The sequence below is a fragment of the Agrobacterium sp. O3.4 genome (genome assembly GCF_041414895.1).
GTDB classification, from domain to species: Bacteria; Pseudomonadota; Alphaproteobacteria; order Rhizobiales; family Rhizobiaceae; genus Agrobacterium; species Agrobacterium cucumeris.
Genome location: NZ_JALPZP010000002.1, coordinates 315735 through 328134, shown reverse-complemented (window position 1 = coordinate 328134; position 12400 = coordinate 315735). Strand labels below are relative to the sequence as shown.

Below are 12400 nucleotides of genomic sequence, written 5' to 3'. Positions count from 1 at the left end.
ATTCTCCCGCAACAGACATGTCGGGCGGGACTCTGGTCAAATCCACGCATGGTTGTCAACGCATCTTCGTCAATTCACAACAGGAGGATGCGTGGAGGCCAGCAGACGGGGAGGCTAGTCTTCTATTTTACGCGCTTCGGAAATCAGCATGATCGGCACGCCGTCGCGGATCGGGTAAGCGAGCCTTGCGCTTTCGGAGATGAGCTCGTTGTGGGTCCGGTCATAAGAAAGACGCCCCTTGGTCAAAGGGCAGACCAGCAGCTCCAGGAGCTTCGGATCGACATTGCTCATTCTGTCGTCCATGGGGCGATCCTATTGCAGCACGGTGCCGCCCTCGCCCGACCCCTGGGCAAGAACGATCTCGGTGATGGCAATCAATGTTTCGGCCCGTGTCTTCAGGTCGGGGGCTTCAAGCAGCGCCTGTTTTTCGGCCGGACCGAAGGGAGACATCATGGAAAGGGAATTGACGAGGACACGATTGCCCGCCCTTTCCACGCTTTCCCAATCAGCCTCCAGCTGGTTTGCGTCCAGAAACGCGCGAAATACCCGGAGCAGATTTTCGCGATCCACCGCTTCCTCGTCATATTCGCCGGAAAGATCGGCAATGAAAGGCGCGTGACGGAAGCTGCGATAGGGCTTGCCTGCCTCCACCTCTTCCAGCAAGCGGAAACGGCAGACACCGGTGAGAGAGATGACGTAACGGCCATCCCCGGTTTCCGAAAAGGAGGTAATTCGGCCGAGACATCCGACCGCGCTCAAAGGCCCGCCTTCAATCCCCGCCTCAATGACATTCAGGGCCGGCTGCACCATGCCGATGACACGGTGGCCAGCCAGTGCCATGTCGATCATGGCGAGATATCTCGGCTCGAAAATATTGAGTGGAAGATGGCCTTCCGGTAGCAGCAGGGCACCCGGCAAGGGAAATACCGGCACGGTTTCCGGCAGATCGTCATTCTTCACATATCTCGCATTTCCGACATGCATGGGATCAAGCCCCCTGTTCACTGCTGCCCTGCCTGCAGATCAACCGCCGCGGCCGGGATATGCCCGCATTACGAAAACAATATTGCCGAAAGCTTCCGGCGGCCGGCGACGGTTGCCGGGTCCTTGAAGCCCCAGGCCTCGAAAAACTCCAGAAGCTGCCGGCGCGCGCCGTCATCATCAAAGGTCCGGTCCTTGCGCATGACATAGAGCAGATGGTCTGCCGCTTCATCGCGCCGCCCTTGAGCGTTCAGCACCTTGGCGAGCTTCACCCGCGCCTCGTGATGATCGGGATTGAGCGCCAGATCGCTTTCCAGCGCCACCGGATCTCCGATCTTTCGGGCTTCCTCATATTGCGCGATCTTTTTCAGAACGAGCTGAATGCCCGCATCTTCGTTGAGCTCCGCAGGCAGGGAGGAGAGCAGTTCGCTAGCCCGTTCATACTGACCGGCAGCAATCATGCATTCGGCAATACCGGCAATCGCCGCGGGGTTTTCCGGATCGGCCTGCATGACGGCGCCGAACAGCTGTGCTGCGCCGTTAAAATCGCCATCCGTCAGAAGCTGTTTCGCCTCGGTCAGAGCCGCCTCGATTTCGGCTTTGGGATCACCCGCATCCGGGCCGGCAATCTTGTCGATGAACTGCTTGATCTGGCTTTCCGGCACCGCGCCCATGAAGCCATCCACCGGCCGGCCATCGGCAAAAGCGACGATGGCGGGGATGGACTGGATGCCGAGCTGGCCCGGAATGGACGGGTGATCGTCGATGTTCAGCTTCACAAGCTTCACACGGCCATTCGCCTCGTTGATGACCTTTTCGAGCACCGGCGTCAGCTGCTTGCACGGGCCGCACCAGGGCGCCCAGAAATCCACCAGAACCGGCTGGCGGCGCGATTCCTCAAGAACATCCTTGGAGAAAGCAGCCGTCGTTGTGTCCTTGATGTGACCGGAGGCTGCGCCATTCAGCTCGCCGTTGTGATGCGCGCTTGCAGACATCTGCCCGCCATAGGAACCGCCGTAAGGATTATTGGTGTCGCTCATGCCGGTCTCCCGCAATTTCTGTCGCATGTCTCAGTTGAAGCAAAGATCGTATCTCACTCGCTGACTTTCAAGACAAGCGGCGCATGTCCGGTCGCCTCCAGAAAGCGGATAAGATCCTTCGACGCGATCGTCGTCGTCTGGTCGTTGGAAAGCGGATGGCCATTGACCAGTTCGTTTTCCAGAAGATCACTGTCGAGCACGAAGGTGACCTGCCTGCCAGTGTCGTTGATCGCCCCGAAGACCGTTACCGATCCCGGCACGACGCCCAGATATTCAAGCATTTTTTCCGGCCTGCCAAAGGATACGCGGCTTGCAGCACCTATCGTCTTGTGAACGCTTTTGAGATCGACAACGGCATTTTCTTCGACAGTCAGAACAAAATATTGATCCTTCTTGTCCTTCACGAAAAGGTTTTTCGTATGGCCGCCGGGAATGAGATCGCGCAGCGACTGGGCTTCGGCAACGGTAAACACCGGTTCGTGCTGTTTCGTGGTATGAGAAATGCCGAGCCCATCCAGAAACTGGAAAAGCTCCGTTGCCGTTCTGGGAGAATTCTCCGCCATATTCCGCCGCCGCCTCTGCCGATTCCAATATTATTGCATTCCTGATTAAGGGGGCAACCGGCGCTTGGCAACGCCGGAAAAAACGCAAAGATGAAAAACCGCCAATCATTTCCGTCGCTTGTCGCATTTTTCAAAGAAATTTTCGCGTTTTTGTCATTTCCCTGTTGCATTCCAAAAACGATTGAGCGATATAGCGCCCGTCGCCGCAACGTGGTGACCCACGGTTCAGCGACTACCCCGGACCGGTGGATTTGAGCGGGTGTAGCTCAGGGGTAGAGCACAACCTTGCCAAGGTTGGGGTCGAGGGTTCAAATCCCTTCGCCCGCTCCAAATTTTCCCAGAGACGTAATCTCCCAACGGAATAATGAATTTCAGACCAGTCGGATTGTGCTAGGTTATGCGGTTTGGCACTCAAGAGTTCGTCATTCTGCCTTTTCAGAACAACGGCGAAATTATCGGACGAATGGAACTTCCGTCAGAAATGGTCGTTTCAGATGCGAGGCTCCTAACCTCGGTTCCCCTCTGAATTGCCCGCCATGAGCGGGCATTTTTTTGGCATCTGCCGCCAAAATATAAATCTTCCCATCCGGAACATCGCCCGTATAGAGGGCGTTTCCCTGTGTTGATCAACACCGGGGGGAAACACCCATGTCCGCAATTTCGAAAACTCTTTTGATTGCAGCACTCGCTGCCGTGACGATGCCGGCCGCCTCATTCGCGGCAGACATGGTCGTTTATGGTCAGGATCAGCCTTCACGGCACAGAGACCATTATCAGTCACACCGGGCTGAGAACACCTATTCGAATCGCGCCGAAATGCGCTGCTCCGAGAACATCGTCTCCTATCAGGCGCCTTACCAGCGGCACACGGAACTGGTCACACTGTGCCATCCGCCACTAAATTGGCGAACGGAGCCGTCCACGGCAACAATATGGTCGCCATGATCTTGCCATAATTCATTTGATGTGCTTTTGTGCAGCCGCCCTTGTGGGAGGGGGTAGAGGTCGAGACCCGCTGGCTGCATTTTGGCAGCAGGCGGGTTTCCCTTTTTTTGGCGACCGCTATGGGCCAATACGCTGCTGTAGGCACTTTCCGGCCTTGGCCAGACGGCAAAAAACAGGCGCACAAGGCGCTTATTTAATTTTGTACTTTGGATGAAAGTGGTAGCGGGAGAGGGACTTGAACCCCCGACACGCGGATTATGATTCCGCTGCTCTAACCACCTGAGCTACCCCGCCACAGGGGAAACGTGACAGTCATGTGACTGGCCGCTCCATCAGGATGAGCGGCTTATAAGGTGCCGCTCCCCAAAGTGTCAAGCGCAAGATGCGCAAAAAATTCGCTTTCCACCTCGCGGCAAAAAGCGAACTGTTTCAGGCCGCAACCGGCTTTTCCAGAAGTGCCTTCAGCGAAGCCTCGGCTTCCACCGAGCGTTCCGAACGTTCGATGAAACCACCACCGTAAACGCGGGCATCCGCGCCCGGCGCTGAATAGAGCACGCAGGCCTGGCCCGGGGCGACGCCGGCTTCGCCGGTCATCAGATCCACATAGATGCCATTTTCGTCGGCATGCAGCACCGCTTCGGTTGGTGGGCGCGTGGAGCGCACTTTGGCGAAGCAGGCAAAACCCTGCCCGGCGTCGACAGCCAGTTCGCCGTCACCCAGCCAGTTCATGTCACGCAGATAGACGCGGCGGGTTTCCAGCGCTTCGCGGGGGCCAACAATAACACGGCGGCCACGCGCATCGAGATGCACGACGTAGAGAGGCTCCCCGGTGGCAACACCGATGCCACGACGCTGGCCGATCGTATAATGCACGATACCATCATGGCGGCCGAGCACACGACCATCCAGATGCACGATATCGCCGGCCAGAGCCGCATTCGGCTTCAGCTTGTTGATGATATCGGTATATTTGCCCTGCGGCACGAAACAGATGTCCTGGCTGTCGGCCTTCTTGGCAACGACGAGCCCCATATCTTCCGCCAGCGCCCTCGTTTCGGCCTTGGAGAGGCCACCCAGCGGAAAGCGCAGATAGTCGATCTGCTCCTGTGTGGTGGCGAACAGGAACCAGCTCTGGTCGCGGTCGCTATCGATCGGGCGATAAAGCGCTCGGCGGCCCGGCTGGCCAGACACGGGATTGGGGCGTGAGCGGATATAATGGCCGGTTGCCAGCGCATCAGCGCCGAGTTCCTGCGCTGTGGCGAGCAGATCGGCAAATTTTACCGTCTGGTTGCAGGCAACGCAGGGGATCGGCGTTTCTCCCATTGCATAGGCTTCGGCAAAAGGATTGATGACGGTTTCACGGAACCGCGCTTCGTAATCCAGCACATAATGCGGAATACCCAGCGTTTCGCAGACCCTGCGCGCATCATCAATATCCTGCCCCGCGCAACAGGAACCGGCGCGGTGCACGGCAGCACCATGGTCATAGAGCTGGAGCGTAATGCCAAGGACATCATAGCCCTCGCGCTTGAGGATACCGGCCACAACCGAAGAATCGACGCCACCGGACATGGCGACAACGATCCGGGTATCTTCCGGCCTCTTGTCAAAATCGAGCGTATTCACGTTTTTTCCCATCGTCAGTCATAACGGGGGTAAAGGCCCCGCCGCCTGTCGGTCATCCGCCGCGTGGGCATCAGCCGGAAAAACCGGACTGTCCTGCGCCGCCATCCTGCGGATTTAAGGGCTGCATATAGAAAGGAATGGCCGCGCACGCAAGTACGGGGCGGAAAACCGCCCCGTAAAGCCCTCAGACACCGGAAATAGTGGTGGTGTTAAGCGCCAGCCGTTTTCTGGCCGCTGCTGCCGATCCACTTGTCGCGCTCCCGCCACAGAGCCGGCAACGCCAGCAGTCCGATGGCCGTGAAGGCAATCAGCGTCTTGCTGACCTGCGACAGTTCCGCCGTGCGGCCATCAAGATAATAGACGCCGTAGACGATCGCCACGTGCCAGACATAGACCTGCAGCGAATGGCGGCCGAGCAATTGCAGGAACTTCAACGACAGCACCCAGATCACGCCTTCGGCAATGGAGCGCACGAGCGGGTTGTGATGCTTCGGGCCGGCAATCACCAGCCAGGTCAGGCCGACGCCGACGGCGAGGAAGTTGATGAGATAGACGGGGCCGAAATCGGCGCGGATTTCCATGGTGGAGAACTTGCCCATCATGAATTCCGGCATCAGGCCCCATGCCGTGGCGATGCGCAGCGGCAGGAAGAACAGGCAGATAAGCAGCGCGGCCTTAGGCAACCACGTATGCTGCGGCGAGAAGATCGCCTTCCACGGAATACGGTTCTGCGCCGTCATCGCACCCATCACCAGTGCCGAATAGAACACCAGCTGCCAGCCCAGCAGGTTGAAGCTGACGCGAATGCCCTGCTCATCCGCACCCTTGACGAGTTCGTTGAGCGGCGTCGTGACGATCTGCTGCAGGCCAAGCTGGCCAGCCATCCAGACCAGCAGGGAGCCGGCCATGACATAAGCCCACTTGCCATCAAGGCAGAGCTTCACGAGGATCGGCGCAAACAGCATGTAGACGATGTACTGCGGCAAGATATCCATGAAGGTCGGCTGGAAGAGGAATGTCGCAATGGCAGCGAGACGCAGCGGATCGTCGAAGGTCGTCATGCCGAGCCAGTTGTACCAGATGTAAGGCGCATGCGGGATGACCATGCGGAAGAACAGCACGGCAATGACAAGGCCCATCGCGTAGCGATAAAGCTCCATCGCCCGGTTCCAGATCATCTGCTTGCCGGCGTCATAACCATATTTCATCATCTTGCGGGCATAGACCATGCCGATCAGGAGACCGGACAGGAACACGAAGCCCTGCGCGTCCTCGACAAAGGCAAACTGCCGGTGATTGACTTCCACCAGCCAGAAGCCGCCGGCAAACACCAGATGGTTGATCAGCATGAAAACGAGGAAGTAACCACGCATCCCGTCGATCAGGTCAAAGCGTTTCATCTCGATAGCTCTCCGTTCTCTCACAGGGCCTGCGTTGCCCGGCCACCCAGCCCGGCGTGCGGGAGGCGGGCCGGGGATTGGATTGTCAACGCTGTTTTGCGGCTGAGGTTCCCTTTCCAAAGCGGTTTAGAACCGACGCGAAAAGTCACATTGACGTGTATGCCCCGTGGTAGGACGCGCGGACTGAATGCCGGATGAATGAAAAAAGGCGATTCCGTGGAAGCACCGAGCCATGCGCAGACACGATGCCTTGGCAGTGAGCACGCAAACCCTTGCATGGCAGGGCGAGAGGCCAAGTCCGGATTTGTGGGTGCGGCAGATATCACCCGTTAGATTTATCAGCCTTTTTTTTGTGCCCCTGCCCTGCCCCCATCTGCGCCCGGGGCACAACCCGAATCAACGCCGAAATCGGCGATATCGCTGATCCTGACAAACGAAAGCCCGGAGGTTGGTAACCTCCGGGCTGTTCAGTCTAGAAATGAAACTCGCTCTCGCCTCAGGCGGCGGCCTGAATGGCGGCGACCTGCCAGTTGTCGTTGCCGCCACGGCGCACGAAGGTCCACATTTCCACCGCTTCGGAAGGCTTGTGCTCGTCACCCTCGATAACCTTGCCCGAGGTGCGATCGCGCATGATGTCGATGGCGGAGTAGCGCATGGCCACCGTCGCATAGTCCTGGCCTTCTTCGTGCCAGGCTTCGGCAACATCGCCCTGCAGTAGTGTCACGTCGCGGACGTCGTTTTTCACACCGCTCGTGGCATTGTCGCTCAGTTCCTCGGCGAGATAGGACATGGCTTCCGGCGTCGTCAGCTTGCGCAACGTGCCGTAATCCTCTGCAGCATAGGCGGACTGGACGTCTTCCAGCATTTTCTGGAAGGTTTCGAGGTCGCCCTGGGTGATGCCGATCTCGTCACCTTCGGAAACGGCGTTCTCGTGCGCCACCGGCTTGGCCGCTGCCGCTGTGACTGCCGCCGCACCGCCCGTAGCACCGGCGAGAGCGCCGATCTTCGGGATTTTGAACGAGGATGCGGAAGGACCTGCCTGCGAGCCACCATTAAAGGACGAACCGGAATGATCCGTGCGCTGCGAGCCGCCGGCTGCACCGTAAGCGGGCTGGCCCTGACGGCGCGATGCGAAGAAACGCATGGCGAGCATCACCAGACCACCGATAAGCAGTACCTGCATCAGCATGCCGAAGAAACCGGCCATACCGCCAAAACCGCCGCCCATCAGCATGCCGAACAGGCCGCCCATCAACAGGCCGCCCATAAGACCACCCATCATGCCGCCAAACAGGCCACGGCTCTGCTGCGGGGCCGCCTGCGCACCGGGGCGCGCCGGCTGGGCAGCGTTGGGCGCCGCCTGGTTGGTATTGGGGGTCATGCTGCGATTAATTGGCGCGGTCTGGCCCGGCGCAGTGGTGGTCGCAGGTGGTGCGGAGTATGTCCGCGTACCACGGCTGCCGAAACCACCGCCGGCACGGCGTGCCTCGGCCATATCAACCGCCACGAAAGACACCGCGATACCAAGTGCGGCGACTGCGAACAAACCCTTGAAGCGCCGAAAGGCAGCAAACATCACTATCTCCTGTTGGCCGCCCTCCCATGAGCAGCATCTCAGCAGGCGATATAGCAACTCATGATCATCATTTTTAGACCACTCGGCTTAAATTTTTCGTGATATGCAACCGAAACGCGAGACAGACGCGTATTGCCATAAAATCCGTGGCCGAAAAACCGAAAAACCCGGAACAGGGTTTCCCCTGAACCGGGCCTTATTGTCCCCTTGGGAGGAACGATAAGATCAGTCGACGTTGAACATCAGCGGCTTGACCTGGCGGATCGCCGGGTTGGCGCGCAGCTTGTCCAGCACCGTTTCGGAAACCGGACCATCGACATAAAGCAGCGCGATGGCGTCACCGGCTTCCTTTTCACGGCCGAGCTGGAAGTTGGCGATGTTGACGCCAGCCTCGCCGAGCGTGGTGCCCATGAAGCCGATCATGCCGGGAACGTCGGTGTTGGTGATGTAGATCATGTGCGATCCGACATCGGCATCCATGTTGATGTTCTTGATCTGGATGAAGCGCGGCTTGCCATCCGAAAACACCGTGCCGGCAACCGAGCGGATCTGGTTTTCCGTCTTGACCGTCAGCTTGATATAGCCGTCGTAAACGCCGGTCTTGTCGCGCTTGACTTCGGAAAGGATGATGCCCTTTTCCTTGATCATGACAGGAGCCGAAACCATGTTCACGTCAGCCACCTGGCTGCGGATCAGGCCGGCCAGCAATGCACTGGTCAATGCCTTGGTGTTCATGTTGGCGGTTGCGCCATCATAGAGGATTTCGATTTCCTTGGTGGCGCTTTCCTGCACCTGACCGACGAAGGAGCCGAGAACATCCGCAAGACGGATGAAAGGCCTCAGGCGCGGCGCCTCATCAGCCGTGATCGACGGCATGTTGATGGCGTTGGAGACGGCACCCTTGACGAGATAATCCGACATCTGCTCGGCAACCTGCAGGGCGACATTTTCCTGTGCTTCCGTGGTCGAAGCGCCGAGATGCGGCGTGCAGACGACGTTTGGCAGGCCGAAAAGCGGGCTTTCAGTGGCTGGTTCGACTTCGAACACGTCGAAACCGGCACCGGCGACATGGCCGGACTTGATGGCTTCGGCAAGCGCTGCTTCATCCACCAGACCGCCACGGGCGCAGTTGACGATACGAACGCCCTTCTTGGTCTTGGCAAGGTTTTCAGCGTTGAGGATGCCGCGTGTCTTGTCGGTCATCGGCACATGCAGGGTGATGAAGTCGGCCTGCGCCAGCAGCTCGTCCAGCTCGACCTTGGTGACGCCCATTTCCTGCGCGCGCTCCGGCGAGAGGAAGGGGTCGTAGGCCAGAACATGCATCTTCAAGCCCAAGGCACGCGAGCAGACGATGCCGCCGATATTGCCGGCACCGATGACGCCGAGCGTCTTGCCGGTGATTTCGACACCCATGAATTTCGATTTTTCCCACTTGCCGGCCTGCGTGGAGCTATCGGCTGCCGGAAGCTGGCGCGCGACTGCGAACATCAGCGCAATCGCATGTTCGGCCGTGGTGATGGAGTTGCCGAACGGCGTGTTCATGACGATGATACCGCGGCGCGAGGCTGCCGGAATATCGACATTGTCGACACCGATGCCGGCGCGGCCGATGACCTTGAGGTTGGTCGCAGCCTCGATCAGCTTTTCTGTCGCCTTGGTGGCGGAGCGGATGGCCAGGCCATCGTAATTGCCGATGATTTCGGCAAGCTTGTCCTTGTCCTTGCCGAGCTTCGGCTGGAAATCGACTTCGACGCCACGATCACGGAAAATCTGGACGGCGGTTTCCGACAGTTCGTCGGATACGAGTACGCGAGGTGCCATGGTTTACGGGCTCCTTGGAGGAAACGATTGAGATGTGCGAATGGAGAATGCGCGGCCCTGCATCAGCGCAGGGCCGGTATCAAAATCAGGCGGCAGCCTTGGAAAGTGCTGCCTTCTGCGTCTGGTAAGCCCAGGCGAGCCAGGGCATGACGGCTTCCATATCGGCCGTCTCGATGGTGGCGCCGGCCCAGATGCGCAGACCGGACGGTGCGTCACGGTAAGCGCCGATATCGAGCGCGACATTTTCCTTCTCGAGCAGGGCAACAACGCCCTTGGCGAAGTCGGCCTGTGCGGCCGCATCCAGCGCCTGTACCTCGGGATCGACGATCTTCAGGCAGACGGAGGTGTTGGAGCGGGTTTCCGGCTTGACGGCCAGGTTGGCGATCCAGTCATTCTTCTCGATGAAGTCGTAGATGACCTTGGCATTGGCATCGGCACGGCCGATCAGCGCCTTAAGGCCACCAAGGTTCTTCGCCCACAGCAACGCATCAATATAGTCTTCAACGCAAAGCATGGACGGCGTGTTGATGGTTTCGCCGGTGAAGATGCCTTCGATCAGCTTGCCGCCAGAGACCATGCGGAAGATTTTCGGCAGTGGCCATGTCGGCGAATAGCTCAGCAGGCGCTCAACAGCACGGGGCGAAAGGATGATGACGCCGTGGCCGCCTTCACCGCCCAGAACCTTCTGCCAGGAGAAGGTGACGACGTCGAGTTTCGTAAAGTCCATGTCCTGTGCGAAGGCCGCCGAGGTGGCGTCGCAGATCGTCAGGCCCTTGCGGTCAGCAGGAATGAAATCGGCATTGGCAACGCGGACGCCCGATGTCGTGCCGTTCCAGGTGAAGACGACATCACGGTCGAAATCGACTTCGGCAAGGTTCGGCAGCAGGCCGTAATCGGCCTCGAATTTGCGGACGTCCTTCAGCTTCAGCTGCTTGACGACGTCGGTGACCCAGCCGGCGCCGAAGCTTTCCCAGGCGAGCATATCGACGCCACGTTCACCGAGCAGCGACCAGAGCGCCATTTCAACAGCGCCGGTATCGGATGCAGGAACGATGCCGATACGATAATCGGCGGGGACGTTTAGAATTTCACGGGTAAGATCGATGGCCTGCTTCAGCTTGTCTTTGCCAACCTTGGCGCGATGCGAGCGACCGAGCGGTGCATCGGAGAGAGCATCTAGCGACCAACCGGGACGCTTCGAGCAGGGACCAGAAGAGAAATGCGTATTGCCCGGACGGAGGTCCGGCTTCACTATATCTGTCATTTGACTACCCTTTCAGATAGGCGCTCCACGTTAGGGTGGAGTGTCCTGACGCCGTTGCTATTCCTGTCATCGACCTCAGTCAAGCGGAATATGTCGCTACGCATGGAAATTTTAGTCCATATGCGTCACGCACCGCGTCAGATGCCGCCAAAAAAACCGCCCGCACCTGAAGGATGCGGACGGTTTGAAACTAGCAGTCTGGCGTGACGTTTATTTATAAACGGCAGGCTGCAGCGGAATATCGGCAGGCGGCATGTATTGTGCCGTATCGCAACCGTTGAAGACATAACGGCCGCCAACACGCACTTCATGCGAATAGAGACCCTTGTCACGGCCCGGACCGCCGCCGTTCTCATAACCGAACATGTCGCCCTTGTTGATGTGGCGGAAACGGTAACCGATATCGGCCTTCAGGTTACAGGTGACGTCGATCGACGCACCTGCCATCAGGGCGTAAGCGAAGCGCCACTTGCCCTTGCCGCCGTGCTCGGTGGTCGGGTCGCAGCCGAGGCCATTAACGCTGCACGATGTGTTGCGCAGCTTATCCCACTTGACGTAAGAGCCACCGATACCACCACCGACATAAGGTGTGACACGGCCATAAGTGCCGAGATCGACATAGGCGTTGGCCATCAGCGTATAGGCTCTCAGCGAGCTCAGATCAGCCGAAACACAGCGACCGGGAACGGAGCCGCAGAAACCGCTTGTGGAGCCGCGGAAATCCGATTTTCCCATATAGTCGAAGGTTACGTCGCTGCGGAAATAGTTGTTGAACTGGTAACCGACACCGGCGCCAACGACATAGCTGTCCTTGATATCAGCCGTATCAAAATCCTGCAGATAACCGCCAGGGCCGCCCTGATAATAGTGGGCACCGCGCAGTTTGTTGAAAGAATAGCCGACGTCGCCGCGCAGATACCAGCCGCTAGACTGCGTGATCTGAACTTCCGGCGCTTCGACATAGGCGGGTGCTGGTTCGGCTTGATAAAGGTCGGCGCCGACGGCGCTTGTGCCGGTCAGCAGAACGGCCAGAAATCCGGCCAGGGCGTTTTTCATGACTTCCACTCCAGAAGAGGCACGTGCGTTGCGGCAGCTGCCAGTGAACTGTTCAGTTCTGGAGAGTGGCGTAAAATGGTTAAGTCCCGATTAACCACGATCATTCACTATATTTATTAGCAAATACT

General features: G+C 58.4%; 10 protein-coding genes and 2 tRNA genes. 1 reads left to right on the top strand and 11 read right to left on the bottom strand.

What is annotated here, in order from left to right; genetic code table 11:
* Window positions 1-114: 114 nt before the first annotated feature.
* The 4 genes from M0412_RS14210 to M0412_RS14195 form a co-directional block, all read right to left on the bottom strand.
* Window positions 115-303, bottom strand: coding sequence for a Trm112 family protein (locus M0412_RS14210; RefSeq protein ID WP_006310303.1), 189 nt, complete (start codon window positions 301-303; stop codon window positions 115-117).
* 9 nt (window positions 304-312) lie between these two features.
* The gene (locus tag M0412_RS14205; RefSeq protein ID WP_161991344.1) at window positions 313-984 is read right to left on the bottom strand and encodes an LON peptidase substrate-binding domain-containing protein; all 672 of its coding nucleotides are present in this window, start codon (window positions 982-984) and stop codon (window positions 313-315) included.
* 68 nt (window positions 985-1052) lie between these two features.
* Complete coding sequence (trxA, locus tag M0412_RS14200; RefSeq protein ID WP_046799884.1) at window positions 1053-2021, bottom strand: thioredoxin; 969 nt, start codon at window positions 2019-2021, stop codon at window positions 1053-1055.
* A 53-nt stretch (window positions 2022-2074) separates the two neighbouring features.
* Window positions 2075-2584, bottom strand: a complete 510-nt coding sequence (locus tag M0412_RS14195; RefSeq protein ID WP_269699036.1) for a prolyl-tRNA synthetase associated domain-containing protein — start codon at window positions 2582-2584, stop codon at window positions 2075-2077.
* A gap of 255 nt (window positions 2585-2839) precedes the next feature.
* On the opposite strand from M0412_RS14195, the gene M0412_RS14190 reads away from it, so the two are divergent.
* Window positions 2840-2914, top strand: a tRNA-Gly gene (locus tag M0412_RS14190).
* Window positions 2915-3746: 832 nt separating this feature from the next.
* Here M0412_RS14190 and M0412_RS14185 read toward each other — a convergent pair.
* The 7 genes from M0412_RS14185 to M0412_RS14155 all read right to left on the bottom strand — a co-directional run bounded on the left by M0412_RS14185 (window position 3747) and on the right by M0412_RS14155 (window position 12272).
* Window positions 3747-3823: transfer RNA gene (locus tag M0412_RS14185), tRNA-Met, on the bottom strand.
* A gap of 135 nt (window positions 3824-3958) precedes the next feature.
* Window positions 3959-5155, bottom strand: coding sequence for a tRNA 2-thiouridine(34) synthase MnmA (gene mnmA, locus M0412_RS14180; protein ID WP_142841524.1), 1197 nt, complete (start codon window positions 5153-5155; stop codon window positions 3959-3961).
* A 209-nt stretch (window positions 5156-5364) separates the two neighbouring features.
* Window positions 5365-6555 (bottom strand): OpgC family protein, encoded by a 1191-nt coding sequence (locus M0412_RS14175; RefSeq protein ID WP_269699035.1) that lies wholly within the window; start codon window positions 6553-6555, stop codon window positions 5365-5367.
* Window positions 6556-7051: 496 nt separating this feature from the next.
* Window positions 7052-8131 carry a Tim44 domain-containing protein gene (locus tag M0412_RS14170; protein WP_269699034.1) on the bottom strand — a complete coding sequence of 360 codons (1080 nt, stop codon included), beginning with the start codon at window positions 8129-8131 and terminating at the stop codon, window positions 7052-7054.
* Between the two features lie 225 nt (window positions 8132-8356).
* On the bottom strand, window positions 8357-9952 hold the full coding sequence (gene serA / locus M0412_RS14165) for a phosphoglycerate dehydrogenase (RefSeq protein WP_269699033.1): 1596 nt from the start codon (window positions 9950-9952) through the stop codon (window positions 8357-8359).
* Window positions 9953-10037: 85 nt separating this feature from the next.
* On the bottom strand, window positions 10038-11216 hold the full coding sequence (locus tag M0412_RS14160; RefSeq protein ID WP_269699032.1) for a phosphoserine transaminase: 1179 nt from the start codon (window positions 11214-11216) through the stop codon (window positions 10038-10040).
* A gap of 210 nt (window positions 11217-11426) precedes the next feature.
* Window positions 11427-12272 carry an outer membrane protein gene (locus M0412_RS14155; protein WP_142841529.1) on the bottom strand — a complete coding sequence of 282 codons (846 nt, stop codon included), beginning with the start codon at window positions 12270-12272 and terminating at the stop codon, window positions 11427-11429.
* Window positions 12273-12400: the final 128 nt, after the last annotated feature.

Bases quoted from the DNA above. Each gene is read 5' to 3' on its own strand.
- M0412_RS14175 (WP_269699035.1), bottom strand. From the start codon at position 6,555: ATGAAACGCTTTGACCTGATCGACGGGATGCGTGGTTACTTCCTCGTT.
- M0412_RS14205 (WP_161991344.1), bottom strand. From the start codon at position 984: ATGCATGTCGGAAATGCGAGATATGTGAAGAATGACGATCTGCCGGAA.
- M0412_RS14210 (WP_006310303.1), bottom strand. From the start codon at position 303: ATGGACGACAGAATGAGCAATGTCGATCCGAAGCTCCTGGAGCTGCTG.
- trxA (WP_046799884.1), bottom strand. From the start codon at position 2,021: ATGAGCGACACCAATAATCCTTACGGCGGTTCCTATGGCGGGCAGATG.
- M0412_RS14170 (WP_269699034.1), bottom strand. From the start codon at position 8,131: ATGTTTGCTGCCTTTCGGCGCTTCAAGGGTTTGTTCGCAGTCGCCGCA.
- M0412_RS14160 (WP_269699032.1), bottom strand. From the start codon at position 11,216: ATGACAGATATAGTGAAGCCGGACCTCCGTCCGGGCAATACGCATTTC.
- M0412_RS14155 (WP_142841529.1), bottom strand. From the start codon at position 12,272: ATGAAAAACGCCCTGGCCGGATTTCTGGCCGTTCTGCTGACCGGCACA.
- M0412_RS14195 (WP_269699036.1), bottom strand. From the start codon at position 2,584: ATGGCGGAGAATTCTCCCAGAACGGCAACGGAGCTTTTCCAGTTTCTG.
- serA (WP_269699033.1), bottom strand. From the start codon at position 9,952: ATGGCACCTCGCGTACTCGTATCCGACGAACTGTCGGAAACCGCCGTC.